This is a genomic window from Methyloligella sp. GL2 (genome assembly GCF_013341275.1).
Taxonomy (GTDB): domain Bacteria; phylum Pseudomonadota; class Alphaproteobacteria; order Rhizobiales; family Methyloligellaceae; genus Methyloligella.
Genome location: NZ_CP054476.1, coordinates 782,199 through 806,991, shown reverse-complemented (window position 1 = coordinate 806,991; position 24,793 = coordinate 782,199). Strand labels below are relative to the sequence as shown.

Here is a 24,793-nt window from a genome sequence, read left to right as displayed (position 1 = left end):
TGCCGCGGCAGATTGTTAAGATTTGTTGCAGCAGGGAGCATGCCGGTCGCGGGCGCTTGCCCCCACAACCGGCTCGCACGCCGCTACTTGGCGGCGCGTTGCTTCTCGTCGAGCCAGCCGGAGATCAGCTCGCGGTAGCGATCCTGGCCAAAGCTCCCGAAATGCCCGCCATGCACCTGGCTGACCGGCAATTCCAGCAGACGCTCCATCGAGCGCAAATAGTCCGCCGCATCGGCGTGATAGGTGTCCTCGATCAGCGGCCCGTCATAGAGGATGTCGCCGGAAAACAGGATCTGCGTCTTCTTCTCGTAGAGCGCGATGCCGCCCGGCGAATGTCCGGGCGTATGAATCACTTCGAAATGACGGTCGCCGAGATCGATCACATCGCCATCGGCAAGCACCCGCGTCGCCGTCGCGCCTTCGACGTTATAGGACGTGGAGCAATACGGCTCCGGCGGCAGCGCATCGAAGATCTCGTCGGTCACGTAAGGATCGGCAAGCGTATTCGCCCGCGTCGGCTGCGCCAGGATATCGGCCTCCGCCCCATGCACCGCCCTGTGCTCGAATTCGTGATGGCAGCCGATATGGTCGAAATGCGTATGGCTCGCCACGGCGAGAAGCGGGCGTTCGGTGACCAGCGGCACCCATTCGGTCAGCGAGACGACGCCCATGCCGCTATCCACCAGCATGTCGCGGTCGCGCCCGCGCACATGCCAGATATTGCAGCGGAAGAACTCCTTGATGAAGGGCTCCTCGATGAAGGTGATGTCGTCGCCGATCTTGCGGAGGCTGTACCAATCTTCGGGCTTTATACGCATGGCTTAGTCTCCTTTCGGCTCAGCGGCGAGAATGACGATATGGTCTGCATTGACGTCGAGGCTGATGGTCGAGCCGGGACGCGGATCGGAGGTTTGCGGCAGATGCGCCTTGAACACCGTGTCCGGGCCGCCCTCGATCACGCAGCTGCAGCCGTGATGGGTGCCGAAGAAGGCGACATCGCTCACCCGGGCCTCTCCGATGTGAATTGAGCGCCCCTGCGCCGCATCGTCCCGGAAATGCTCCGGACGGATGCACAAGGTGACGTCGCCGCCGCTTGCGGCAGCCCCGTCCGGGAAGGATTGCTTCGGCAGGCGCATCCGGCCCAACGCCGTCTCCACCGTAACCTCGTCGGCCGCCACATCGGCGACCGTAGCATGAACGAAATTGGCCTCGCCCATGAAGCTCGCCGAGAAATGCGAGCGCGGCCGCATATAGACTTCCGATGGCGAACCGGAATCCTCGATCCGCCCGCGATTCATCACCACGATGCGGTCGGCGATCGCCATCGCCTCCTCCTGGTCGTGGGTGACGTGGATGAAGGTGGTGCCGACGCGCTTCTGGATCACCTTGAGCTCGTCCTGCATCTGGCGGCGAAGCTTCAGATCCAGCGCGCCGAGCGGCTCGTCGAGCAGCAGCACATCCGGATCGACCGCAAGCGCGCGCGCCAGCGCGACCCGCTGGCGCTGACCGCCGGAAAGCTCGTGCGGCTTCTTCCGTGCATCCTGCCCCAGCCCGACGAGATCGAGATAGCCGCGCGCTTTCTCGTCGCGGCTGCCCCGCCCCATGCCGCGCATGCGCAGGCCGAAACCGACATTGGCGGCCAGCGTCATATGGGGAAACAGCGCGTAATCCTGGAACATCGTCGTCGTCGGGCGTTTTGCCGGCGCCACATGGGTCATGTCCCGTCCGCCGATGAAGACGCTTCCGCTCGTCGGCTCCAGAAACCCGCCAAGGATGGAAAGCAGCGTCGTCTTCCCGCAGCCCGAGGGGCCGAGCAGGACGATGAATTCGCCCGCCGCGATATCCAGGGACAGATCGTCCAGCGCCTTGAACGTGCCGAAGCTCTTGGTGGCATTTCTGATCGATACGTCTGCGGTCATGAGGCCCTCCGAGGCTTTCTGAACACCAGAAGCTCCATGACCAGCAGGAGCAGGATGGAAACCAGGAAGACGACGCTACCGATGGCGTTCGTCTTCGGGTTGAGGCCCGAGCGCAGCATGCTCCAGATCTCAACCGGCAAGGTGACGTCGAAACGCGAAAGCAGAAAAGCGATGATGAATTCGTCCCAACTGAAGGTGAGGGCCAAGAAGAAGGCGGCCAGGATGGAGGGCATCAGCATCGGCACGGTGACCAGCAGCATGACCTGCCATTCGCCCGCCCCGAGATCGCGGGCGGCGCGCTCCACATTGACCTGATGCGCGCCCATCGAGCCGTAGATGATGGCAAAGCATAGCGGCAGGTTGATCACGACATGGCCGATCCCGACCGTCCACAGGCTCCGGAAAATGCCGAGCGCACCGAAGAGCGACAGCAGCCCGAGGCCGATGATCAGCGTGCTCACCGTCATCGGCGCGATGATCAGTGCCCGTTGCAGCCGCGCCGCCGGCAAGGTGTAGCGCGCAAGACCGTATGCGGCGAGGAAGCCGAGCAGACAGGAAATGCCGGAGGACACCACAGCGACCAGCACCGAGTTCGCCAGCGCCGACATCAGCCGGGAGTCGCTGAAGATCTCGCCATACCAATGCAGCGTCACGCCCTGCAGCGGCGGCACCGGCAGCCGTCCGTCCTGGAACGAGAACAGCACCAGCACGACCACGGGCAGGAAGATGAAGACGTAGATCGCGCCCGCATAGGCGATCGAGAGGATGGTTCGCAGAGCTTTCATGGCCTCAGGCTCTCTCGATCTTCAGCCAGCGCGCGCAGAGCAGATAGGCGATCGTAACCACCGCCATCAGCACCAGCGAGAGCGCCGCGGCCATCGGGAAATTCGCGGTACGCCCCAACTGCAGCATGATCACCTGCGGCAGCAGCAACTCGTTATTGCCGCCGAGAATCTGTGGCGTGATGTAGTCGCCGATGCACAGCACGAAGGTGAGGAACGCACCCACCATGATGCCCGGCAGCGTCAGCGGCAGAATGATGTGCCAGAAGGTCTGCAGGCCGCCTGCCCCGAGATCGGCGGCGGCGCGGCGGTAATTGGGCGAGAGCTGCACCAGATTGGCGTAGATCGTCAGCGTCAGCAGCATGACGAAGAAATGCACGAAGCCGATCACCGTCGCCGTGCGCGTGGCGCTCAAGGCGAGCGGCGTGTCGATCACCCCGGTCCAGACCAGCGCCTGGTTCACCGGGCCGCTATCGGAAAGCACCAGCAGCCAGGAATAGGAGCGGATCACATAGGAGGTCCAGAACGGCAGAATGCTCAGGACCAAGGCGAGCCGCTGAAACCGGCGCGGCACGCGTTCGGCGATGATCCATGCCAGAGGATAGGCGAGGATGACCGAGATCACGGTGACGATCACCGTCACCTCGAGAGAATTGAACAGCGCCTGCAGCAGATGCGGCTTGCCGAAGAAGTTCAGATAGTTGTCCAGCGTCCAGCTATGGATGGTCTCCCGCCCCTGCCGCGTCCACAGGCTGACCGCCGCCATATAGATGAACGGCACGACGAAGAAGGCGAAAGTCCACAGCAGCGCCGGCAGCACGAATCCCCACGCTTTCCGGCGTTCGGCGCGTTCATGGGTGAGTGTGCTCATTCAACCCAGCTCCGGTTCGTTTGCGGGGGAACGAAGGGGGCCCGCCAATCGGCGGGCCCTGAAATCGACGCGGTCGATGACGCGTAACAGCAAGAGGGGCGCCCCTAGTGCTGCAGCATCTCCGTCCAGACATCCTGCATGGCGGCGTCCATCTTGGCGTCGACCACGGGATAAAGCTGCGTGTTTTTCAGATATTCGGGCTGTTCGTCCCAGCGCAGCGCAGCCTTCTGCTGCTCGTCGAGATGCTCACCCGCCTTGGAGTTCGCCGGCATGCCCCAATAGCAGGACGACGTGGCGAGCCGGGCCTGGCCTTCAGGGCTGAGAATGTACTGCACGAACTTTTGCGCCAGATCCTTCTTCTCCGAATCCGCGAACACGCCGATCGACTGGGTCCAGCGCACCGCGCCCTGCTTCGGGACGGTCCAGTCGAATTCCGGCCGCTCCTTGGCAAGGCTGGCGGTCACCCACTCGCCGCCGCCGAGGATGATGTCCACCTCGCCGCCGACCAGCGCGGTCTGCGAGGCCACGACGTCGCTCACCTGACGGGCCACCGCCTTCATCTCGAACAGCTTCTCCTTGATGGCCGGCAGATCGTCCTCGGTGAGGTCGGCGGTCTTCTTGTCCAGGGCGAGCCCGGTCAGACCGATCATCGGAATGTAATAGTCGTAGAGAGCGATGCGGCCCTTGTATTTGTCGGACCAGAAGATCGAGAGATCCTCCATATCGGCCGGATCGACCTTGTCCTTATTGTAGGAGATCGTGTTGTAGCCGAACTTCTCGGTGACGGCGTAGATCTTGCCGTCCTTGCTGTTGTTCTCCGCCATCACGACTTCGGGGAAGATGTCGGATGTCGGCACGATATCGGCGGGCAGTTCGCCGAGAATGCCCATATCTGCAACGCGCTTGACGTCGACACCGTCGACCACCAGCACGTCCCAATCGCCCGGCTGCGATTGCTCGATGATGGAAAGGCCCGCGCCTGTGCCTTCATATTCCTTGAGGTTGACCTTGACGTTGTTGGCCTTCTCGAAGGGCTCGATCAGCGCCGCATCGGTGTGGTCGCACCAGACCAGCGCATTCAGCTCCTCCGCGGCCAAGACGGGCGAAGGACTGAACGCCCAGGTGGCGAAAGCGGTAGAAAGCAGCAAGCGGCGGAGCGACGTTCCAAGTGAGCGCGAAATCATAAATCTGTATCCTCTGGAAGGCGGTCAGGCGGGGTGAATCTAGCGGGTGTGACACTCTCGTCAGTGCCCTGAGAAAAAGATTGAATAGATTCATTTTTATGTCAATAACCCTTTCGTCGCAAAGTGTTCGGTGAAGAATGACGGGATTGAGAGCACGTAAGAAGGCGGATACGGACCGCCGTATCGTGGAGTCGGCGGCGCAATTGTTCCGCGCGCGCGGCTATAGCAGCGTCCGGATGGAGGACATCGCCGCCCTGGCGAATGTGAGCGCCGGCACGCTGTATAACTACTACGAGAATAAGGGCGATCTACTGGTGGCCGTGGTGGCGATGGAGGTCGCCGAGGTCCTCTCCGCGGGCGAAGCGCTGCTCGCCGATCCGCCGCAGAACGCCGAGGAGGCTCTCCGCCGCCTGGTGCATCAGTATTACGACCATTCGCTGGTCTATCTCTCCAAGGAGATGTGGCGCACGGCGATGGCCATTTCGATTCAGCAGCCGGAGACGACGGCCTCGAAGCTCTACACCGATCTCGACCGCCGCTTGGCCCAACAGATCGTCAGGCTGATCGAGATCCTGCAGCAGAAGACGCTGGTCTCCGGCGCCGTCGACCCGATGCTTATCGGCGAGGTTCTGTTCAACAATCTCAACATGCGGTTCATCGAATTCGCCAAGGACGAGACATTGTCGCTGGATGAGCTCAAGGCGCATGTCGATGCGCAGAACCGCCTCATCGCAGATCTCATTCGCGTGCCTTAGCAACCGTTCGCAAGAGCGGCGAAGGCCCGTCGCGAGCAAGGTCACGGCCGCAAGTTCACGCGGCCGACAGATACAACTGAAGAGTCAAACCGGGAGTTAGGGGATGACGACTAATAATCCTCACTGGGTCTACACCCAGACCATCAAGAAATTTGCCGCCCCCGCCTCGCCGCCCTTCGAGGACGAGAGCGAACAGCTGGCGAATTGGGGCAATCTTTGGGGCATCGACAACGATGTCGGACGCATCAGGAGCATCCTGGTGCACCGCCCCGGCCCGGAGATGGAGATCGTCAGCGCCGACAAGCGCATCCCCGAAATCGGCTCCTTCGGCGATCCCGAAACCGGATGGTATTTCCAGAGCGACACCCTCCCCGACATTGCGGCGATGCAGGCCCAGCATGACGGGCTGGTCCAAGCCCTCAAGGACGAAGGCATCGAGGTCTTCCATGTGGAGGGCGTGGAGCGCAACCGCCTCAAATTCTGCTACACGCGCGATCCGCTGATCATGGTGAAGGGCGGCGCCATCGTCTGCCGTATGGGCGCGCGCATCCGCCGGGGCGAGGAGCTGCCCATCACCCGGACGCTCGCCAATATCGGCATTCCGATCCTGCGCACCGTCTCCGGCACAGGCGTCATGGAAGGCGGAAGCTTCACCTGGATCGACGAGAAGACGGCGGCGATCGGCGTCGGCGTCCGCGTCAATCGGGAAGGCGCCGAGCAGGTCGGCGAGGTGCTGAAGCGCCAGGGTGTGGACCTGCTGATCGTCGACCTCACCGGATACGACATCCATATCGACGTCTCCTTCCTGATGGTCGACAAGGATCTCGCCTTGGTGAACCCGTTCGGCCTACCCTATTCCTTCCTGGAGGAGCTGAAGGCGCGCGGCATCCATCTGATCGAGATCGACCCGGCCGACGATCCTTGGATCGTCAACGGGCTGGCCGTTGCGCCCGGCAGGCTTCTGATGCCCGAGGGCGCCTCCAACCGCACCCTCGACCGGCTCGCCAAACACGGCGTCACCTGGAAGACGATCCCCTATTCCGCCATGCATAAGAATGGCGGCGGAATCCATTGCTCCACCACGCCGCTGCGGCGGGATTCGCTTTAGCGCCTAGGATTTTTCCCAGCGCTTTCAGCCTGGCCTGCGTGGACTTCACGCCCACGCAGGCAATCTCTTCCTCATAGGACGGAGTGTACAACAGGTGATCCGCTCATGGTTCCCCGCCGCCGAACGGCGGGAAACGCAATGAGCCGCTCCAGTCTCGATAAAGCCCGGCGCAGGTCTCCCTCGCTAGGGCTGGAGCTACTGGACGCTGAATTCGACGATATCTTCTTCGCCATCGTCTTGCTGCCCGCTCCCGGCAGGCTTTGCACGACGATCCTCGTTATCGATCTCCTCCATCACGACGCGCTTCTTGCGATTGACGACAAGCCTAACCGCATCGGCGCGCGCATAATGACCGACCGGATCGGCGGCCGCCTTGGCGAGAATAAGCGTTTCGGGATCGAGATCAGCGTACAGAATGCCTTCCTGGTCTTCCGGCAACGGGTCGCACATCTCACGGCCATCCGGACCGTAAATCATGGTGAAACCGCCGCCCGGCTTGCTGCCATACGGATTGAGCACGTGGGCTTTTTCCGGCGTGTCGCACATGATGTCGAACATCTCCTGAGAGACGACGGCACAGGGAGCAAGCACGTAGCACCCGCCCTCGACCGCATAAATCTGGCTGGCCGCATTGTTCACTTCCGGGCCCAAGGCATAAGCGACGTCGCGTCCGACGCAAAGGCTCGGCCAGCCGGCGACATGCACTTCCTCATGCTGGGCATACATCGCCATCTTCATCAACGGCTGTACGTGTTCCCAGCAATTGAGGGCGCCCAAACGCCCAAATTCGGCATCCACGACTCGAAGATCGGAGCCGTCGCCTTCTCCGAAGATGGTCCGCTCCACATGGGTGGGTTTAAGCTTACGCCGGGTCAGAAGGATTTCGCCATCGGGTCCGATGATCACCTGGGCCATATACCGGCTCCCGCCATCGCGCTCGGAAAAGCCCATGACGAGCGTGACCTTGTTTTTGGCCGCGATCGATTGCAGCCGGCGCATCTCCGGCGAATTCACTTCCATGCTGTTGGCGTGATAGCGCGGGAAATAAGCGAGACTTTCCCGCGGCGTTCCCAACCAGATAAAGAACGGGAAGCCTGGAAGCCAGGTTTCCGGAAAGGCGACGAGATCCGCCCCGTTCGCCGCAGCCTCCTCGACATATTTCTCTGCCTTATCGATCGACCCGTTCAGATCGAGAAAAACCGGGGCCGCCTGTACCGCCGCCGCCTTGATCTTCTTCATGCACTCATGCTCCTGGCTTTTGGAAAAATGCGTGACGGCCTCCGGGGCAAAAATATCCCAGAAGCCCGGTTTCGGGATGGCAATTGACGTATTCGAAATGCAGTCCCGATGCGGGGGTGACCCCGACCTCGTGGTAGAAGCGCAGCGTCATATCGTTGTCGCAGCGCTTCTGAAGCTCAAAGAAGCTGCCGAATATGGCCAGATGGGTCGGATGCGATTTCGCCCAATTCTCCAGGTCTTCGAGGCTGCGAAACAGACAATGGCCGAAATTGCGGTCCGTCTCTTGGCCGGATGCGTCGATTTCGGTGACGTACCGGCAGGCAAAGCACCCGACTTCGCTGCCACGCTCTTCCAGATACGCCATGCCTTTGAGCAGATTGCCGCGCACGATCTCGTCGTAAAGCGCACGCTCTTCGACAGATGCGAACCGCCTGTCCTGACCCGAACGGATTATCGCGAGGTTCTGCGGCACCGGCACGACGACGCGCCGGCCGTATGACTCCACCTCCCCCCGTTCGGGATACCCCGTCACCGCGCTTTCGAGGTGATCGTGGCGGGATACCTGGAGCCGGTCGCGCATGCCGCCCCAATACGCATGATGCCGGATCGGACCGACGATCTCGCCGCCATGGGAATGCGCATCCTTATTAGGAGAAGAATGAAGCGCTTCGATACGATCGCCCGAGAGCACCAGGCGCTCCTGCCAGAGACCGGCATCCTGGCTCAGCCGGGCGCTGTCCGCCCACCAAGTTCCGAACCCGCTCGCCGTGACCCAGGCCTCGAAGGCTTCGACGCTCACGAAATAAGCGATGACGATGTGCTCCCAATACCCGGAGGCGGAGCAATAGGCGGCCCGATCCAGCCAATACGGGCTGTCGTCCACATCGTCGAAAAAGCTGGAAATCTCTAAGAATGCGGCGCGAGAGACGTCTTGTGACCGAGCCTGCGCCCCCAGATAGAGGATGACCAGATGGCCCTCCTCCGGCACGACGCGTGAACTGTAGGAGGGAACCGGCGGCGTCCAGTTTTCCGGCATCCGCAGCTTGGGTTCGCCCTTCATCGCCCACTCCGTGATCGCCTCGATGCGACAAGCCTTGCATGTCGCCCCGTCTCACAAAAACCTGTCCTGAGAAGAGAAAGAATCTATCCAGCCAACGCTTGCGCGGAAGCGGATCGCGGAACGCGCGCCATCGGAGCGCTCGCCGCCATGGTCACGAACCGGCCTGCCGGATACGACAGGGGGCAGGACGACGTCAGCCAGGACAAGAACCAGATGCTGGAGACCCTGCAAGGGCGCGGCGTCTATCCGAAATCGTCGTAGTGCCGAATGGGCGGCTCTAGCCGGATGCACGGATGGGAAGATCCGCAATCACCCGGCTAGAGCCCTCAGGGACATCTGGCGAGTCTGCGCTTAACGCAGCTGATCGAAAGACGTGTCGAAGGAGATGCTGGCAACGAAGCGGTTGCCGCAGGAATCCCGCTGCCCGATGAACGCGGCGCAGCCGGCCTCGCTCAGGTCGGATCCGGTGTAGCGAAGGTCAAGCGTCGCCGCCTTGTAGGTGAAGCCGACGCCGGCATTCCAATAGGTGTAATCGGGTGCGAAATCGTCGCTCACCCATTGCCGGCCGATCTCGCCGGACAGATAAGTCCCGACGCTCTCCGGCAGGCCGAACTGCGGCAAGGCCACACTGGCGAAGGCCGACGAATGAGTGCCGTCAATGCCGTTATAGCCGATGAACGAGCTCGTCCAGAATAGGTTGGCACCGATCGTGATGTCGTCGGAAAGCGCGTATTTGCCGATGCCGTAGATCTTCCAGAAATCGAGCTCGGGGCCCGGATTCTCGCCGATATAATCGATATAGACGTAACCGCCATCCAGCGTCAGCTTGTCGAAGCTATGGCGAAGACCGCCATAATAGTCGAACTCGGCATACGGATCGGTCCCCTCGAAATCGACATTCGAGGCCCAGAAACCGGCATAAAGACCGTTATCGAGATTGATCTCGGCATAGCTCTGCACAGCCGGATTACCCTGCGTCTGCGAGACGCTTCGCAGATTGTAGTCGGTGGTGAACTTGGTCCCGACCAGGATATCCACCGGCCACGACGTCGAGTCGAGCGACTGCTCCACATCCTCCGCATGGGCAGACGAGACGGCGATGGTCATCGCCAACAATCCCGTCGCCAGCGACAGCTTCATCGAAGACATATTTTTATCCCCCTGGAGTTTGAACTTACGCGATAACTCTAGGGTGACTCTAGATATTTTATCTAGCTAAAAAGAGTAGAGAAAGCTCTGTTTAAGAGGCGCGTTGCCTATCCGTCACAGATGCGTAATTTACAGGCATAATCAGCCAGTTGCGCCATTTCCCGCGGCGTTTTTTGGCGTCCGTCTATAGAGAAATATTTGCGATCCTTGGCACTCATCCTCGGCGCTCGGCACATGCATTTGCTCGGTCAGATAGCGATAGACGATGGCGGCGGCCTTAGCCGAGAGCGCAGGCTTCCACAGCCAGATATCCCGCTCCCGGTCGACGCCGTTCCGACCGAACATCGCCTCTTGCGCGTCCGCCGCGCAGCCCACCCGCCATTCCTCCGGCAGGGCCCCAAATTCCTTGATGTAGCTGAGGAACTCGAACTTGATTTGCTGCGGGCTGAAAACGGACGAGCTCATGCCGGATCCGGCTGCAGGCGGGCATGACGGGAAATCTCCGACGTGCGCGACCGCCAGGCCGCGACCAGCTCCGCGCCGCGGCCCTTTTCCTCGGCCGACATCTGCGAGACGATGGCCTCCAGCGCATTCAGCGCCGTGCCGACGCCGTGTTGAGCGGCGAGCGAAAGCCAGACGAAGGCTTCGACCCGGTCCTTCTCCACCCCGATCCCGTTCGTGTAGAGATAGCCGAGCCGCGCTTGAGACGGGTAATGCCCGGCCTCCGCCGCCGCCCGATACCATTTGGCGGCGCACTCCGGATCGGCGGCAATGCCGTCTCCTTTGGAAAGAAGCGTCGCCAGATTATATTGCGCGAAGAGATCGCCCTGCTCGGCGGCCCGGGTCAGCCAGCGCGCGCCTTCGGCTTCGTCCGCCGTTCCTCCCTGCCCCATGGCCAGCATGGCGCCGAGATTGGTCTGCGCCAGAACGTTCCCGGCCTCGGCGGCTTCGCGGTACAGCGCGCGCGCCTTCGCCAGCGAGGTCTCCACCCCGTCGCCATTGGCGTACATCGCCGCAAGCCAGGCCTTGGCGTCTGCATCGCCTCCTTCGGCAAGCCCGGAGAACAAGGCAAACGCGGTCTCGAACGCGCCCTTCTCATAGGCGCGGACGGCGCCGGCTAGCGCGGAATTCTCGTCGATCTTCAGATTGAGTGAGAGCATTTCGGTCAACCTCTGGCGTGCTGATAAAGCGGTTGGGAGAATGGCGCGCTCGGCGTCTGCATGACCCGGCGCGCCACCATGCGCTGCATCCAAAGCCCAAGCGGATCGGACTGCCGCGGAAGCGGAGCGCCGATCGTCTCGGAGCGGAAATTGGTGCCCCAGCGCACCGTCTCCTGGTGGTCGGCACACGCCTTGGCCGCGCGCCGCTCGATCTCGCCGGTCCAGAAGGCCGAGCTTCCGTCCCGCACGTCGCCGAAGACGAAATAGCGGCAGAGCGTCTGGCCGAGCGCGGTGTGCTGCAGGACGATGGCGCAGGTCTCGCCCGCCGCCTGCATCAAAACCAGATTGGGAAACAACCAAGCAACCTCCGCCGGCTTGCCCGCAATGAAGCTTTCGGCGAGGAGCCAGTCCTGCTCCTCGTCTTCCGAGACCGGCTTGCCGTCGCAAAGATGCTGACCGAGCAGCTTCCAGTTGGCGGCGAACTCCAGCCAGCCCGAGGCAATGCATTGCATGCTGGTCTGGAAGAATCCGCCGGCGCGTTCGAGACCCGAAAAGGCCGGTTCGTCTGTCGCCGGCGCGACATCGAGATTGACGAAGATCAGCGGCCCGAGGCTCGCAGCATGAACCGGAAGCAGCCGCTCCGGCTGGACTCCGAGATACTGCTCCATGGCCGGCGTGGCATCGCCCAGCTCGCCGGCGGAGATCGCGCTGCGGTCGCGGCTATAGCCGCAAGAAGTGAAAGAGCATTTGGTCTTCTTGCCGGTCTGGCATTGCAGCGGGATCGCGCGGCAGCCGCCATGCTGGGCCTTGTTGAAGCGCCCGGTCAGCCCGGAGCCGGCGCGCTGCACATGAATGCCGTGATTGCCGACGGTGAAAGGCAGCAGATCGCCTTCGCCCGGGATTTCGTGGCCGCAACCGATCGCGACCCAGTCGCGGGTCCAGATCGTCTCGTCCTCGAGCAGGCTGAAGCGCAGCGAGCGGAACACCACCGGCGGTAAAACGCTGGCCTCGCCGAGACCGTCAAGCGCCTCGGCGTAAAAGCTCGCGCTGCAAAGGTCGTGGCCTTCCGCCTGAAAGCCGAAATCGGGGCGATGAAGCATCGAGCAAACCCTTCGTCTGACAGTTCCATTCGATCTCCCGGCGGCACGGGCGGCTGCTTAGATGGCTCTTTAAGCAAGGCCGCCCGCACCATGGCGCATTTGCTGCGGCTGGGAGGGGCAGGTGCCCGCGGCCAAGCCCGCGGACACCACAAATGCGCCTAAGCCTTAGGCCTGCGTGGCAGGCTCCGGCGTGTCGTAATCCGCCCGTCCGCGATGCTTGATCGCCTCGGCCGGCGCCGCCGGCAGCGGGCCGTCCTGCATGAAGCGGTCGAGCACATTGCCCACCAGGGTCGAGACGTTGTTCTTGCCCTCGTTCCAGGGAAGCGAGCCGCAGAACGCGATCGACGAGAAGGCGAAGCAACCGCCGCCATTCGGCGTCTCGTGGAAGGCGATGTCGCCACGCACACGCGGATGGGTGGTGCCGTCCAAGCCCTGCTGGTTGAAGCCGAAATCTTCCATCACCAACAGATAGGCTTCGGTATGGCGGCCGGCCGAGGTCGCAACCGCAAGCGTGTGCGGCGGCGAGCCCAGCGTGACGTCGACGATATCGAGCTCCAGGCCGGCGCAGCCGCCGCCCACCAGGCCGAAATTGCCGATCGGCTCGTCATAATCGATACCCTCGAAGGCCCAGGCGACCCGCGGGTCGAGACTATCCGGCGTCCGGCTGTAATAGGTCGAGACGTCGAAGCCTTCATTGGTCATGCCCACACCGGCGACCGAGTAGAGCGAGCGGCCGCGGAAGCGCCACATGCCGCCGAGCTCACCGGTGCCCTGGTGGTAATACTCGCCAGGCTCTGCGCGCCAAGTGCGGATGCCGGATTCGCAGCGCCGCATCTCGGTGAGCACACCGCGCCCTTCGGACTCGTAGGCCGGGTGGTAGGAATGCACCCAGTACCAGGCATCCGCGCCCATATACATCAGGCGTCCGCCGCGCTGCGTGTAGTTGTGCAGAGCGTCGAGCTGGGTGCCGGAATTATGCTCCGGATGCGAGCCGGTGATGATGACGTTGTAGTTCTCCAGCCGGGCCAGGCCTTCATAGGTCACGTCCTCATCGGTGATGACGTCGTATTCGTAGCCCATCGTCTCCAGCCAATAGATCAGGTGGAGGTCGGCGGGATACTGCCACGGCGCCTGCGCCAGGAAGTGATCGTATTTCGGCCGGATGCTGAGGATCGGACGCAGACGCGAGGACAGGCAGATGCCCGAGCCGTCGGTATGCGTGTCGTAGATCGAGCCGCCATATTCCCGGTGCTCGGCCAGGAACATGTTCTGCTGCTGCATGATCGGCACGCGGTAGACAAACAGCTCCGCGCCGCCCGCGTTACACGCCACATGCTCGTTGGCATAGGCCATGTAGCTGATGGTCGGCACCATCACCGCGATCTTCGATTGCTCCTTGCCGATCTCCGGCACCACCCAGAACGGAATGTAGTCCTCATCGCCGTCTTCGGTGGTGAGCTTCAGCGCGTAGAAGCGGCTCTTGATGCCTTCTGCCGGCACATCCCATTCGACGTCGACCTGCCAGCGGGCATTGTCGACATCGTCGTCATGGAAGTGGATGGCGCCGTATTCCTTGGTGGCGAACTTCCAGTCGAAATTCTGGCCGGACCAATTGTAGCCGGTCAGCGCGCGGGTCGGGCAATTGACCAGCTGCGCGTCGAAGCCATACGGGCCGTTATCCTTGGCGGCGATGGTGTCGATGCCGTCCCAGAAATCCCAGGCCGCAACGATCACCTCCGACAGCGCGCCGGTCGGACCGGAATTGCGCCGCTCGGTCAGGCCGGGCTGGGCACCGCCCTTCATCTGCTCGATCTCGAACCGGTTGAGGGCTTTGTTGCAGATGCGCGGGCTGTCGATCTTGCCGTTATACTTGCCGGCAAACCAGACGCCGGCCGGCAGCGAAGACTGGGCCAGCGCATCGTTGCCGTCGATCTTCTCCACATAAGCGCCGAGCGCCGTCGGTGCGGCGGTATGGGCAATGGTGGTGTCCACCGTGGTCTTCACCGGCTCGATCACCGGATCCAGCGCATAGACGATCTGCGGCTCGTGATACAGCACCACCTCGCCGGTCTCCGCATCGAAGCTGGCGGCGATGAAGTGCCAGGCATGATCGCGGATCGGCACGCCGGTGCTGATCTTGTGCTCGTTGATGCGCAGCTCGACGCAGCCCTCTTCGTTGATGAAGAGGCCATAGCCCTTGCCGTCCATCCATTTGGTCACCAGCCCTTGCGCGCCGTGCTTCCAATAGCGCGGATGGGTCTTCGGCGTGGTCGGCCAGATCCAGCACTGCAGCGTGAAGCTGTCGACGTGGAACTGCGGCGCATCCTCGACAAAGCCGTAGGAGCCGCTGTGAATGATCTGCTTGCGGCCCTTGTAGACGCCGTTCGCCGCCGTATCCATCGGCCGCTCGATATAGCCGGGCCCGCGCGGATTGGTGTCGCCGTGGATCATCTGCACGACCTCGGCCTTGAACTCCGAAGGGCCGTCGCAATTGACGTAGAACTTGATCTTCTCGCCGGGGTGAACGCCGAACTTATCGGCGTATCCGGTCAGCCTCATGGCACACATAGTAGTCTCCAGTTTCTCAATGCACGTGGAGCAAAGCTCCGCCGTTCGCGTCCTCAGGGTCTCGAAGACGCGGCAAGAATCGATGGTTTCGTTGAAGCCGGGGGCGGACGCCCCCTAGCCCGGAGCGGTCAGGCTCAGGTCACCGGCCAGTTGTCGTCGCGGTGCTTCCAGCCTTCTTCGAAATTCTCCGGCATGCCCGCCGTCTCCGGCAGCTCGTCCAGGCGCATCAGGAAGATGTCGTGCTGGATCTCCTGCTCATCGGTGTAGACCTTGTCGTTGACGAACTCCGGCGGCACGCCGCGGATGCCCGACAGGCGGCCGATGCGCCATTCCTTGTCCACCTTGGTGCAGATGGTGATGAGCTTGCCCGCCGGCGACTCGCCGCGCATGCGCATCAGGACCCGGCGGAGCGTCGGATACTCGTGCACGCCGCCAGTCACCACGGTGGTGTCGCCCGGCGTCTCGCATTTCAGCACCGAGAACCCAGCGACGCCCTTCATGGAGTCGACGCACTCCCTGTGCAGCCGAATGAGTTCCTCACGCTCCGGCGTGCCCTTCTTCGGAATTGGAATCATGTTTCGCTCCGTTGGTTGCTGATTCACTTCCTCACTCGATCGTTCGGCGCGCCGCGGATGGGGGCGCCGACTATCGTTCCCAAACCGTTAGATCGTCATATGTTGCTCGACGAGTTCGTCGGTCATTTCCGCGATCGGCCCGCTTGCCACCACCCGGCCGTTATCGACCATGACGAAGGCGTCGCCGAGCTTGCGCGCGACCTTGATATGCTGCTCGGTCAGGATCAGGCTGATGCCGAGCTCCTTGTTCAGCATCTGCAGGATCTCGCCGATCTCGTGCACGATGTTGGGCTGGATGCCTTCGGTCGGCTCGTCCAGCAGCAACACTTGCGGATCGACGGCGAGCGCGCGCGCCACGGCGAGCTGCTGCTTCTGCCCGCCGGAAAGAAGCCCGGCGCGCCGGTCGAGATTCTCCCGCAAATAGGGAAAGATCTTCAGGCAAAGCTCCGGGATACCGGCGGCGTGATCCTTGCGCGCGAAGGTGCCCAGCAGGATGTTCTCGCGCACCGTGAAATCCGAAAGAATGCCGCGCCCCTGAGGCACGTAGCCGAGCCCGTAAGTCGCCCGCACATAGGTCGGCTTGTTGCCGATCTCGGCGCCGTCCATCGTGATCGCGCCGGTCGATTTGTCGGTCAGCCCCATGATGGTGCGCATCAAGGTGGTCTTGCCGACGCCGTTGCGGCCGAGCACGCAGACGCATTGCCCCTTCTTAAGCTCGAAGGAAAAGTCCCTGAGGATCGGCGTCGCGCCGTAATAGGACGTGACGTTTTCCAGCTGCAGCAACGCGCTCATGCCGCTTCCTCCTCCTCGCCGAGATAGACGTCGCGCACGCGCGCATCCGCTTCGATTGCGGCGATGTCGCCTTGCGCCAGCAGCGAACCCATATGCATCACCGTCACCACATCGGCGATCTCGCGCACGAAGCCCATATCGTGCTCCACCACGACCAACGTCGCGCTCTTGCGCAGATCCTTGAAGATGCTGGTGGTCTTTTCGATCTCGGCTTCGGTCATGCCGGCAATCGGCTCGTCCATCAGCAAGAGCCGCGGCTCCTGCATCAGCACCATGCCGATCTCCAGCCATTGCGTTTCGCCATGCGAGAGATTGCCCGCGAACTCTTCGAGCCGGTGCGTCAGCCCGGCCAGCGTCGCAATCTCGTCGAACTTCTGCTTCAGCCCGCTCGGGTGAAAGGTGAACAGGTTGGTGAAGGGATTGGTCTGCCGGCTATAGGCGACCTCCAGATTTTGCCGCACCGTCATGTCGCGCAGCACGGCCGGCACCTGGAACTTGCGACCGATCCCGGCTCGCGCCGTGACATGCTCGTCCTGGCCGGTGATGTCGTTGCCGGCGAACAGGATCTTGCCCGAAGTCGGCTTCACCCGCCCGGTGATCAGATCGATCGTCGTGGTCTTGCCGGCGCCGTTGGGACCGACCAGGCAGCAGATCGTGCCCTCGGTGACTTCCATGCTGAAGTCGTTGATCACCTGGACCGTATCGAAGCTCTTCGACAGATGCTGGATTTCGAGAAGTCCCGACATCTTTATGCCCCCTCCTCTGCCGTCACGGATTCGATGGCCCGGCCCGACTTCGACGGAAGCCGTGCGCTCAGCCAGCCGAGCCCCGCCTCGGCGAGGCTTGCCAGGCCGTTCGGCAGGAACCGCACCACGACGATGAAGAAGCCGCCGAGAAGCAGAAGCCAGGTCGAAAGAAACTGGTCGCCGAGATAGCTCTGGCCGCCCTGGATGAGGAAGGCGCCGATCATCGCCCAGAGCAGCGAGTTGCGTCCGCCGATCGCCGCCCAGATCACCATGGAAAGGCTGAGGCTGACATCGAGCTGAGCCGGCGACACATACTGCACCAGCATCACCCAGCAGCAGCCGGCGATGGCGGCGATCATGCCGGAGATGGTGTAGATCGCGGTCTCGTAGCCGGCGACGTTATAGCCGAGGAAGCGCACCCGTTCGGCATCGTCGCGGATCGCCTGGGTCACCAGCCCGAACGAGCTCTGGGTGAGGAGCTTCGCCAGCACCGTGGCAACGCATAGAAGGGCGAAGACGATCCAGTAGGCGGTGGCGCTATAGGGATCGATCTCGAAGCTGCCGATCTGCAGCGAGGCCGGCGGCGTCAAGCCGTTGGCACCGCCGGTATAGGCCTGCTGATCGAGGATGATGGTGTAGAATGCCGACAGCATAGCCAGCGTCATGATGGTGAAGAACACACCGGAGACGCGCGCCCGGAACATGATGCTGCCGAACACCGCGCAGAAGAATGTCGGCACCGCGACCGCGAAGATCAGCCCGCCCGCCGTGCTGGAGAACGGCTCCCAGAACCACGGCAGATGCTCCAGGCTGTTGTTCAGCATGAAGGGCGGGATCGGGTTGGAGTCCGTCTGGGTCTGCATCTGCATGGTCATCGCCATGCCGTAGGCGCCAAGGCCGAAGGAAATGCCCTGGCCGAGATTGAGGATGCCGCCAAAGCCCCAGCACAAGCTGATCGACAGAGCCAACATCGCGTAGATGCCGTAGGTCGCGAGCTGGTTGAGCAGAAAGGCGTCGCCGACGAATAGCGGCACGATACCGATGGCGGCGAAGAACACCGCATAGGCGAGCCATTGCAGCTTCTTGTCGTGATAGATATTGCCCATGATTACCAGCCCCGTTTCGCTTGCCGCTTGCTGACCGCGCTCATCGCCTCACCCCGCCTTGCGCGAACAGCCCTTGCGGCCGGAAGCGGAGGAACACGACGATCAGCACGAAGATGATGAAGCGGGCCAAGGTGGCGTTGGTGAACGATGCCAGCACGGATTGCATCTCCCCGGTCGCGGCACTCGCCGCGACGCTGCCGGCAAGCGAACCGCCGCCGACCACCACCATCAGGAAGGACTGCACCACGTAGCTCGCGCCCATGGTCGGCAGCACGATGGCCAGCACGCCGAACAGCGAGCCGGCGACGCCGGCAAGCCCCGCCCCGAGCGAGAAGGTCAGCATGTAGACGCGGCCGGCATTGATGCCGAACGAGGCGGCCATCTCCTTGTTCTGCATCACGGCGCGGACCTGCACGCCGAAGCGCGTCTTGTAGAACAAGAACCACAGCCCGAAGACCAGCAGCGCCGTGACCGCCAAGATGATGACGCGGAAGGTGGAGATGGAGACCGAGCCGAGCGCGATATTGCTGGAGAAGATTTCCGGCACGGAGATGTATTTCGGATCGCTGCCGAAGATCAGCCGCACGCTCTGCATCAGCACCAGCGACACGCCGCAGGTGGCCAGCAGTGTGTCGAGCGGCCGATTGTAGAGATAGCGGATGAGCCCGCGCTCGAGCAGAAGCCCAACCAGCGCCACGATCACGAACGAGGCCGGGATACAGATGAGATAGGGAACGCCGAGATAGACCTGCAGCATATAGGTGCTGTAGGCGCCGAGCATGATCAGCTCGCCATGCGCCATGTTGATCACGCCGGCAGTGCCGTAGATAACCGTCAGCCCCAGCGCCGCAACAAGCCAGATGCTGGCAATGCTGACGCCGAGGATGAGAGCGTTCGCGAGCGTCCCGAGATCCATAATCCGTAAGGTCCCCCGTGCTTGGAGCCGCAATCGGCCCTTCGCCCGCCGCAACGACGGCGCGCCTTGCACTTTTCAAATTCGTTTCAGTCGGGAGCCGGGCCCGCGCCACCGTGACAACGCGGGCCCGGTTTTGCGTCAGATGACGTTGGTGCGGATCTTGCCGTCAGGCGCCTTCAGCCCGTCCTTGGTGCAGGTGCCCGAGTCGGGATAGATCGAGAAGGGAAGCGGCTGGACCTGGCCTTCGGACGCCTTCAGAACCTTGAAGGTGCCATCGCCCTGGCACTGACCGATCTTCGGCTTCAGCCAGGTGTTGAAGTTGTCCTCGTCGATCCAGACCAAGCCTTCCGGCGAGACATTGTCCTCCACCCGGACACCGCCGGAATGATCGCGGATGATGCGTGGCGTGACGTTCTCGACCCCGACCGCCGCGACGGCTTTCTCGAAGCCGTATTTGAACACATAGGCGGAGAGATAGGTCTCCTCCATGTTGTAGTGGGTCACGCCGTTCTTGCCGTATTTGCTCGACAGGAAGCCCTCGACGAATTTGTGGTTGGTCGGGTTGTCGAGGCTCTGGAAGTAAGGCGCGGAGAGGAAGTGGCCGGCACCGAATTCCGGCCCCATGGCGCGGGTCTCGATCTCGCCCGTGGTGAGCGATGCGATCGGCATCTTGTCCACCTTGAAGCCTTCCTGCTTGAACTGCTTGTGGAAGGCGATGTCGGATGCGCCGACGACCGTCGAGAAGATGAAGTCCGGCTGGGTGTCGCGGATCTTATTGAACACCGGACCGAACTCGGAGCTGCCGAGCGGGACATACTCTTCGCCGAGCAGCTCGCCGCCGGCCTCCTCCAGCCAGATCTTGGCGTTCTTGTTCGACTCTTTCGGCCAGACATAGTTGGACCCGACGAAGAAGACCTTCTTGCCGAAGTTCTTCACCATGAAGGGAATCAGGTCCTTGGAATGCTGATTGGCAAGCGGACCGGTGCAGATGGCGTTCTGCGTGCACTCGGCGCCCTCGTAGCAGGTCGGGTAGTAGAGCAGATGATTGCGCTGCATCACGGTCGGCAGGATCGCCTTGCGGCTCGCCGAGGTGTAGCAGCCGAACAGCGCGATGACCTTGTCGCGGATGATCAGCTCCTTGGCCTTCTCGGTGTAGACGTTGAAGTCCGACTTGGCGTCGACGATCACCGGCTCGACCGGCACGCCGTTGATGCCGCCGTTCTTGTTGATCTCGTCGAAGGCGTATTGCAGCACCAGCGTGGAGTCTTCCTCCGGTACGGCGAGCGCGCCGGTAAGCGAGAAGAGAAGCCCGACCTTGATCGGCTCGCCCTTCTTCACCGTCGCGCCCCAGGCTTCCTTCGAAGCCGGGAGCCAGAGATGCGGCGCTGAAAATGCGGCAGAAGCAGCGAGCGTCGTCTTGAGGAGTTTTCGGCGGGTAAAGTCCATTGATACGATCCCCCTGATGGCGAAGCGCGCATGCCTCTTAGACACACAACGCTAGATATTCGGTGAGTGAACTAGAATTAACGTCTAGACACTTGAGCGAATTGCAGGGAGGCCGTCAATGCCTTTTCTGCGCCAGCCGAAAATTTTTATCGGAGAGTGCCGCAAATGCCGAAAGCGTGTGCGCTTGGCGTTTTTTTCACGTGCATTGCGCAAATTTATCGGGCAAATGAGCGACTTAGAAAGGATCTGTTAACGATCCACCTGACGATCCGGCAGCCCGAGAGCGCGCAGCAGATCCTCTAGAGCGGGGTGGCCCAGCATCTTTCGTGCAACTAAAAGATGTTATTTATCATTCCTCCTGCTTGGAATCGGTCACGAACTATGACCATATGTGAACGAAATCCCCCAGCGGATATAGAGAATCAATCAGCCGCGCCGGCATGGCACTTCTAGACGCACGCGCTGCCGACGCGAAGGGAGCTAACGTTCCAGAATGAAGGTCATTATCGGAGACGACCATTGGGTGGTCCGACAGTCTCTCAAGCAGATTATGCGCAGGCTGGAGCAGGAGCTTGAGATTTACGAAGCCGAGAGTTTCGGCGAGCTTATGGAGCTCCTGGCGGAGCACCCCGACACCAGCTTGATCTTGCTGGACCTCGTCATGCCCGGTTCGGAGGAGCTCGGCGGCCTGCATGCGCTTCGGGCGAAGTACCCCAACATTCCGGTGGTGGTCGTCTCGGTGCATGAAGATGTCGAGCACGTCATCCGGTCGGTCGAGCAAGGCGCCATCGGCTATATCCCGAAATCGGCCGCCGGGCCCGAGATCGTGCGGGCGCTGGAGCGCGTGCTGGCCGGAGAAGTCTCCTTCCCGCGCCGCATCATCGAGCGCTCTTCGGCGCCTGCGGAGCGCCCCAAGAATGCGACTTCCGAAGAGCGAGACTTAAGCAGTCTCACCAGCCGGGAGCGCGATGTGCTGGTTCTGCTCGGCAGCGGATCGTCGGTGAAGAATATCGCCGAAGAGCTCGGCCTCAGCAGTCAGACCGTGCGTATCCATCTCGGCAACGCGATGAAGAAATTGAACCTCCCCGACCGGACGAGCGCTGTGCACTACGCTGTGACGCATTTCGGCAGCGCCGCTAGTGCTGCCAATGGCTGACGCGCCGGCTCAGGCTGCGGAAGGCGAATCTGAGCTGGACGCCGTTTGGGAAGGACTCGACGTCCTCGATACAGGCATTCTGATCTGGTCGTCCGATCGCAAACTCGTCTACATCAACGAAGGCTTCCATCGCAGCTGCGCCCTGCCCGTCTCTCTTGGCATGCGCTATGAGGATTACGTCGCGGCCGTCGCCCATTCGCAAGAATGGGTGGTTCCCGGCGATCCCGAACAATGGGCGCACGACAAGATCGGCGACTTCGGGACCCTCAGCGATTCCGACTTCCAATTCGCGACCGGCAACACCATGCATGTCGCGCAGCGGCCAACCCGCGCCGACGGCATGGCGGTCACCTTCACCGACGTCACCGCAGTCAAGCGCAACGAGCGGGAGCTGCGCGAAGCCAAGGAAGCCGCGGAAGCCACCGACGAAGCCAAATCGCGCTTTCTGCGGGCTGCCAATCACGACCTGCGCCAACCGCTCGCCTCGCTGAAGATCCTGATCTACAACTGCCTGCAGGAGCAGGATGAGGAGCAGCGTCGCGAAATTCTCCATGCCATGGGCGTGTCCGCCTCCATCATGGAGGACCTCCTCGGCGCACTTTTGCAGATCGGCCAGCTCGATGCCGGCCGGATTCAGCCGCGCATCACCTCGTTCCAGCTTTCGGAGCTGTTCGAGCGCATCCAGATACAATTCGATCATCAGGCCCAGGAGAAGGGGATCGACCTCAGATTCGTCACCCCCCATAAGACGGTGTCGACCGACCGCGCGCTGCTGGAGCGGATCCTGAGCAATTTCGTCGCCAACGCCATCCGCTTCACCGAAGTTGGCGGCGTGCTTGTCGGCTGCCGAAAAGAGGGGCGGGGCTTGCGCATCGAGGTGGTCGATACCGGCCGCGGCATTAGCGAAGAGGATTGTACCCGCGTCTTCGACGAGTTCTACCGCGTCACCGACGACAGCCGGAAGCAGAGGAAGGGGCTCGGCCTCGGCCTCAATATCGTGAAACGCCTGGCCGACCTTCTCGAACATCCGATCGGCGTGCGCTCCCGGCCGGACAAGGGATCGATCTTCTCGGTCTGGGTGCCGCTCGGCAATATCTGGCACAGCGATATCGGCCCCGCCGCCGATGTCAGCGAAGCCGTCGGCGGCGAATTCGCCGGAACGCCGGTCTTGCTCATCGAGGATGACGAGATCTTGCGCGAATCCATGGCCCAGCTGTTGCGCCGCTGGGGCATCGACGTGCACCCCGCGCCCAACAAGGACGAGGCGATACGGCTGGTCTCGGAAGGATTGGTCACCCCGGAGCTGATCATCGCCGATTACAATCTGCAGACCCGAACCGGCCTTGAGGCAATCGAAGCGGTCCGCGACCTCGTCGACGATCCTGAAATGCCCGCCATGGTCGTCACCGCAGACGCAGAGCCGAAGGTGATCAGCAACATCCAGAAGGCCGGTATCCCGGTTCTGGTCAAGCCGGTCAGCCCGCCGCGCCTGCGGGTGCTGATGCACAATCTTCTCTTCGAGCCGGACTTTCTAAAACAGACGATGGGTCCTTGAGCCTGTCACAGCGGCAGAAGCACCGGTCGCGCATTTTCAACTGAGGGATAATCGACGTGGACGACAGTTCCGAATTCGTGCCCATCGGCAGCATGGTGCCCCTTACCGGACCTTCGGCCGCCGACGGCGCCGAGTTCCGCAACGGCATCATTCTGGCCTGCGAAGAGCTCAACGCGCGCGGCGGGCTGCTCGGCCGCCCGATCAAACCCTTCTTCGTCGATACCTGCCGGCAGACCGCGAAGGAGGTCGTTTCCGCAGCCCGGCTCCTGATCGAGAAGCACAAGGTCCACGCCATCGTCAACGGCTACAATATCGGCGCGCAGAACTCCGAATACGAGCCGATCGCCGATGCCGGCATCATCTATGTCCACGCCAATACGCTGCTCCAGCACCACGATACGGTGATGAGCGATCCAGACCGGTATTTCGGCTGTTTCATGGCCGATCCGGCCGACTATTGGTATGGCCCCGGCCTGATCAAATTCCTCTCCTGGCTCCGGGATAGCGGGCAATGGACCCCGAAATCCAACCGCATCGCCATCGTCTCCGGATCGACGCCCTACAGCATCGTGATCTCCAACTCGATGGCCAAGGCCGCGGCCAGCTATGGATGGCAGGTCTGCTTCGGGCCGAAGATCGTGCAGACCCCGACCAGCCAGTGGCGCGACGTCATCGAGGAGGTCCGGGCGACCGATCCGGCCGTTTTCGCCAACACCCATTTCTACGCCGGCGATCTGGCGCATTTCCAACGCCAATTCGTGGAAAACCCGATGGACTGCCTGGTCTATCTGCAATACGGCGCGGTCCACCGGACCTTCGCCGATATCGCCCAGGAGGCGAGCGTCGGCGTCATCGTCTCCTCGATCATCGGCCTGCTCCGCGACGAAATGGGGAAACGCTTCGAGACCCGCTACAAGGCCAGGTTCGGCGATGGCTCGACGCCGACCATCGGCTGCCAGTCCTATAGCAACCTGCATCACTACGCCGTCGGCGCGGCGATGGCCGGCGGCTCCGGCGCGCCGGGCGATTTCGAGCAGAACAGGAAAGTGGCGTTTGCCCTCAGAGGCATGATCTACCGCACCGTGCACGGCACCATCCGCTATCATCCCGATTGGCAGGCCGTCGTCCCCTATCCGGTGCTGACGCCCGACCCCTCGCTGGGCATGCCGCATATCTTCTACCAGATCCACGACTTCAGAGCGCCGTTGGCGATGATCGCGCCGGAGCCCTACAACACCGAGCGCTTCATCTATCCGCCTTGGATGAGCGGCCGCCCCACTGAGACGAAACCCGCTCCATCGGCCAATCCCCGCGGCCTGACCGAGTTCTAAGCGGAGGATCGCCAAGGCTCGGTCCAAGGCTCAGTCCAAGGCTCTGTCTAAAGGCTCATTCTGGCTGTCGTCGCGCGCGGGAACTGACAACAATCGGGCTTCAGCCCCCCGGCCGCGCCGCGACCAAACAGCGGCCGGATTAAACGGCGGCCGACCCAATGCCTAATATGGTTGGGAAGATTGGTTGCGGGGGTAGGATTTGAACCTACGACCTTCAGGTTATGAGGCGAACGGCCTGTGATATAATTTATTGATATACAACAATAATTTTAGGA

General features: G+C 62.1%; 23 protein-coding genes. 5 read left to right on the top strand and 18 right to left on the bottom strand.

Going from position 1 to position 24,793, the window contains the following annotated elements; all coding sequences use genetic code 11:
• Positions 1–83: 83 nt before the first annotated feature.
• The 5 genes from HT051_RS03790 to HT051_RS03770 all read right to left on the bottom strand — a co-directional run bounded on the left by HT051_RS03790 (position 84) and on the right by HT051_RS03770 (position 4,756).
• A complete protein-coding gene (locus HT051_RS03790) occupies positions 84–818 on the bottom strand; it encodes an MBL fold metallo-hydrolase (protein WP_174540796.1) in 735 nt (244 codons plus the stop codon).
• 3 nt (positions 819–821) lie between these two features.
• Entirely contained in the window at positions 822–1,919 is a 1,098-nt protein-coding gene (locus tag HT051_RS15275) for an ABC transporter ATP-binding protein (RefSeq protein ID WP_174540795.1), read from the bottom strand.
• Complete coding sequence (locus HT051_RS03780; RefSeq protein ID WP_174540794.1) at positions 1,916–2,704, bottom strand: ABC transporter permease; 789 nt, start codon at positions 2,702–2,704, stop codon at positions 1,916–1,918. The genes HT051_RS15275 and HT051_RS03780 overlap by 4 nt, the downstream gene beginning before the upstream one ends.
• 4 nt (positions 2,705–2,708) lie before the next feature.
• Positions 2,709–3,572 (bottom strand): ABC transporter permease, encoded by an 864-nt coding sequence (locus HT051_RS03775; RefSeq protein ID WP_174540793.1) that lies wholly within the window; start codon positions 3,570–3,572, stop codon positions 2,709–2,711.
• A 104-nt stretch (positions 3,573–3,676) separates the two neighbouring features.
• The gene (locus tag HT051_RS03770; protein ID WP_174540792.1) at positions 3,677–4,756 is read right to left on the bottom strand and encodes a PotD/PotF family extracellular solute-binding protein; all 1,080 of its coding nucleotides are present in this window, start codon (positions 4,754–4,756) and stop codon (positions 3,677–3,679) included.
• Positions 4,757–4,893: 137 nt separating this feature from the next.
• Here HT051_RS03770 and HT051_RS03765 point away from each other — a divergent pair, with 137 nt between their 5' ends.
• Together HT051_RS03765 and HT051_RS03760 are read left to right on the top strand one after the other, a co-directional pair.
• Positions 4,894–5,511 (top strand): TetR/AcrR family transcriptional regulator, encoded by a 618-nt coding sequence (locus tag HT051_RS03765; protein WP_174540791.1) that lies wholly within the window; start codon positions 4,894–4,896, stop codon positions 5,509–5,511.
• Between the two features lie 103 nt (positions 5,512–5,614).
• Positions 5,615–6,619 carry a dimethylarginine dimethylaminohydrolase family protein gene (locus HT051_RS03760; RefSeq protein WP_174540790.1) on the top strand — a complete coding sequence of 335 codons (1,005 nt, stop codon included), beginning with the start codon at positions 5,615–5,617 and terminating at the stop codon, positions 6,617–6,619.
• Positions 6,620–6,814: 195 nt separating this feature from the next.
• Here the strand turns inward: HT051_RS03760 and HT051_RS03755 are convergent, their stop codons facing one another.
• From HT051_RS03755 to HT051_RS03695, 13 genes are all read right to left on the bottom strand, one after another.
• On the bottom strand, positions 6,815–7,858 hold the full coding sequence (locus HT051_RS03755; protein ID WP_174540789.1) for a carbon-nitrogen hydrolase family protein: 1,044 nt from the start codon (positions 7,856–7,858) through the stop codon (positions 6,815–6,817).
• Positions 7,859–7,862: 4 nt separating this feature from the next.
• Complete coding sequence (locus HT051_RS03750; RefSeq protein ID WP_174540788.1) at positions 7,863–8,918, bottom strand: phenylacetaldoxime dehydratase family protein; 1,056 nt, start codon at positions 8,916–8,918, stop codon at positions 7,863–7,865.
• Positions 8,919–9,269: 351 nt separating this feature from the next.
• The gene (locus HT051_RS03745; protein WP_246810166.1) at positions 9,270–10,067 is read right to left on the bottom strand and encodes a TorF family putative porin; all 798 of its coding nucleotides are present in this window, start codon (positions 10,065–10,067) and stop codon (positions 9,270–9,272) included.
• A gap of 141 nt (positions 10,068–10,208) precedes the next feature.
• Positions 10,209–10,532, bottom strand: coding sequence for a hypothetical protein (locus tag HT051_RS03740; RefSeq protein WP_174540787.1), 324 nt, complete (start codon positions 10,530–10,532; stop codon positions 10,209–10,211).
• Positions 10,529–11,227: a tetratricopeptide repeat protein gene (locus HT051_RS03735; protein ID WP_174540786.1), complete on the bottom strand. Its 699-nt coding sequence runs from the start codon at positions 11,225–11,227 to the stop codon at positions 10,529–10,531. Before HT051_RS03735 ends, HT051_RS03740 begins: the two co-directional genes overlap by 4 nt.
• Before the next feature lie 5 nt (positions 11,228–11,232).
• Positions 11,233–12,327, bottom strand: coding sequence for a ring-hydroxylating oxygenase subunit alpha (locus HT051_RS03730; protein WP_174540785.1), 1,095 nt, complete (start codon positions 12,325–12,327; stop codon positions 11,233–11,235).
• Positions 12,328–12,492: 165 nt separating this feature from the next.
• Positions 12,493–14,886, bottom strand: coding sequence for a LamG domain-containing protein (locus HT051_RS03725; RefSeq protein ID WP_246810165.1), 2,394 nt, complete (start codon positions 14,884–14,886; stop codon positions 12,493–12,495).
• A gap of 143 nt (positions 14,887–15,029) precedes the next feature.
• The gene (locus tag HT051_RS03720; RefSeq protein ID WP_174540783.1) at positions 15,030–15,470 is read right to left on the bottom strand and encodes a N,N-dimethylformamidase, small subunit; all 441 of its coding nucleotides are present in this window, start codon (positions 15,468–15,470) and stop codon (positions 15,030–15,032) included.
• A gap of 87 nt (positions 15,471–15,557) precedes the next feature.
• Positions 15,558–16,262 carry an urea ABC transporter ATP-binding subunit UrtE gene (gene urtE / locus HT051_RS03715; protein ID WP_174540782.1) on the bottom strand — a complete coding sequence of 235 codons (705 nt, stop codon included), beginning with the start codon at positions 16,260–16,262 and terminating at the stop codon, positions 15,558–15,560.
• Positions 16,259–17,008 (bottom strand): urea ABC transporter ATP-binding protein UrtD, encoded by a 750-nt coding sequence (urtD, locus tag HT051_RS03710; protein ID WP_174540781.1) that lies wholly within the window; start codon positions 17,006–17,008, stop codon positions 16,259–16,261. The genes urtE and urtD overlap by 4 nt, the downstream gene beginning before the upstream one ends.
• Before the next feature lie 2 nt (positions 17,009–17,010).
• Entirely contained in the window at positions 17,011–18,114 is a 1,104-nt protein-coding gene (urtC, locus tag HT051_RS03705; RefSeq protein ID WP_174540780.1) for an urea ABC transporter permease subunit UrtC, read from the bottom strand.
• A gap of 40 nt (positions 18,115–18,154) precedes the next feature.
• On the bottom strand, positions 18,155–19,030 hold the full coding sequence (gene urtB / locus HT051_RS03700; RefSeq protein ID WP_174540779.1) for an urea ABC transporter permease subunit UrtB: 876 nt from the start codon (positions 19,028–19,030) through the stop codon (positions 18,155–18,157).
• 138 nt (positions 19,031–19,168) lie between these two features.
• The gene (locus HT051_RS03695; protein WP_174540778.1) at positions 19,169–20,476 is read right to left on the bottom strand and encodes a transporter substrate-binding domain-containing protein; all 1,308 of its coding nucleotides are present in this window, start codon (positions 20,474–20,476) and stop codon (positions 19,169–19,171) included.
• A gap of 493 nt (positions 20,477–20,969) precedes the next feature.
• On the opposite strand from HT051_RS03695, the gene HT051_RS03690 reads away from it, so the two are divergent.
• From HT051_RS03690 to HT051_RS03680, 3 genes are read left to right on the top strand one after another with little or no spacing between them, the layout of a single operon-like run.
• Positions 20,970–21,632, top strand: coding sequence for a response regulator transcription factor (locus HT051_RS03690; protein WP_174540777.1), 663 nt, complete (start codon positions 20,970–20,972; stop codon positions 21,630–21,632).
• Positions 21,625–23,187 carry an ATP-binding protein gene (locus HT051_RS03685; RefSeq protein ID WP_174540776.1) on the top strand — a complete coding sequence of 521 codons (1,563 nt, stop codon included), beginning with the start codon at positions 21,625–21,627 and terminating at the stop codon, positions 23,185–23,187. Before HT051_RS03690 ends, HT051_RS03685 begins: the two co-directional genes overlap by 8 nt.
• A 56-nt stretch (positions 23,188–23,243) precedes the next feature.
• On the top strand, positions 23,244–24,518 hold the full coding sequence (locus HT051_RS03680) for an ABC transporter substrate-binding protein (RefSeq protein WP_246810164.1): 1,275 nt from the start codon (positions 23,244–23,246) through the stop codon (positions 24,516–24,518).
• Positions 24,519–24,793 lie beyond the last annotated feature (275 nt).

Excerpts from the sequence above, each read along its gene's own strand:
- HT051_RS03685 (WP_174540776.1), top strand. The coding sequence starts at position 21,625 with ATGGCTGACGCGCCGGCTCAGGCTGCGGAAGGCGAATCTGAGCTGGAC.
- HT051_RS03750 (WP_174540788.1), bottom strand. The coding sequence starts at position 8,918 with ATGAAGGGCGAACCCAAGCTGCGGATGCCGGAAAACTGGACGCCGCCG.
- HT051_RS03790 (WP_174540796.1), bottom strand. The coding sequence starts at position 818 with ATGCGTATAAAGCCCGAAGATTGGTACAGCCTCCGCAAGATCGGCGAC.
- HT051_RS03720 (WP_174540783.1), bottom strand. The coding sequence starts at position 15,470 with ATGATTCCAATTCCGAAGAAGGGCACGCCGGAGCGTGAGGAACTCATT.
- HT051_RS03695 (WP_174540778.1), bottom strand. The coding sequence starts at position 20,476 with ATGGACTTTACCCGCCGAAAACTCCTCAAGACGACGCTCGCTGCTTCT.
- HT051_RS03740 (WP_174540787.1), bottom strand. The coding sequence starts at position 10,532 with ATGAGCTCGTCCGTTTTCAGCCCGCAGCAAATCAAGTTCGAGTTCCTC.
- HT051_RS03775 (WP_174540793.1), bottom strand. The coding sequence starts at position 3,572 with ATGAGCACACTCACCCATGAACGCGCCGAACGCCGGAAAGCGTGGGGA.
- HT051_RS03755 (WP_174540789.1), bottom strand. The coding sequence starts at position 7,858 with ATGAAGAAGATCAAGGCGGCGGCGGTACAGGCGGCCCCGGTTTTTCTC.
- HT051_RS03730 (WP_174540785.1), bottom strand. The coding sequence starts at position 12,327 with ATGCTTCATCGCCCCGATTTCGGCTTTCAGGCGGAAGGCCACGACCTT.
- HT051_RS03780 (WP_174540794.1), bottom strand. The coding sequence starts at position 2,704 with ATGAAAGCTCTGCGAACCATCCTCTCGATCGCCTATGCGGGCGCGATC.
- urtC (WP_174540780.1), bottom strand. The coding sequence starts at position 18,114 with ATGGGCAATATCTATCACGACAAGAAGCTGCAATGGCTCGCCTATGCG.
- urtB (WP_174540779.1), bottom strand. The coding sequence starts at position 19,030 with ATGGATCTCGGGACGCTCGCGAACGCTCTCATCCTCGGCGTCAGCATT.
- urtD (WP_174540781.1), bottom strand. The coding sequence starts at position 17,008 with ATGTCGGGACTTCTCGAAATCCAGCATCTGTCGAAGAGCTTCGATACG.
- HT051_RS03745 (WP_246810166.1), bottom strand. The coding sequence starts at position 10,067 with ATGTCTTCGATGAAGCTGTCGCTGGCGACGGGATTGTTGGCGATGACC.
- HT051_RS03770 (WP_174540792.1), bottom strand. The coding sequence starts at position 4,756 with ATGATTTCGCGCTCACTTGGAACGTCGCTCCGCCGCTTGCTGCTTTCT.
- HT051_RS03735 (WP_174540786.1), bottom strand. The coding sequence starts at position 11,227 with ATGCTCTCACTCAATCTGAAGATCGACGAGAATTCCGCGCTAGCCGGC.
- HT051_RS03765 (WP_174540791.1), top strand. The coding sequence starts at position 4,894 with ATGACGGGATTGAGAGCACGTAAGAAGGCGGATACGGACCGCCGTATC.
- HT051_RS03760 (WP_174540790.1), top strand. The coding sequence starts at position 5,615 with ATGACGACTAATAATCCTCACTGGGTCTACACCCAGACCATCAAGAAA.
- urtE (WP_174540782.1), bottom strand. The coding sequence starts at position 16,262 with ATGAGCGCGTTGCTGCAGCTGGAAAACGTCACGTCCTATTACGGCGCG.
- HT051_RS03725 (WP_246810165.1), bottom strand. The coding sequence starts at position 14,886 with ATGAGGCTGACCGGATACGCCGATAAGTTCGGCGTTCACCCCGGCGAG.
- HT051_RS03690 (WP_174540777.1), top strand. The coding sequence starts at position 20,970 with ATGAAGGTCATTATCGGAGACGACCATTGGGTGGTCCGACAGTCTCTC.
- HT051_RS15275 (WP_174540795.1), bottom strand. The coding sequence starts at position 1,919 with ATGACCGCAGACGTATCGATCAGAAATGCCACCAAGAGCTTCGGCACG.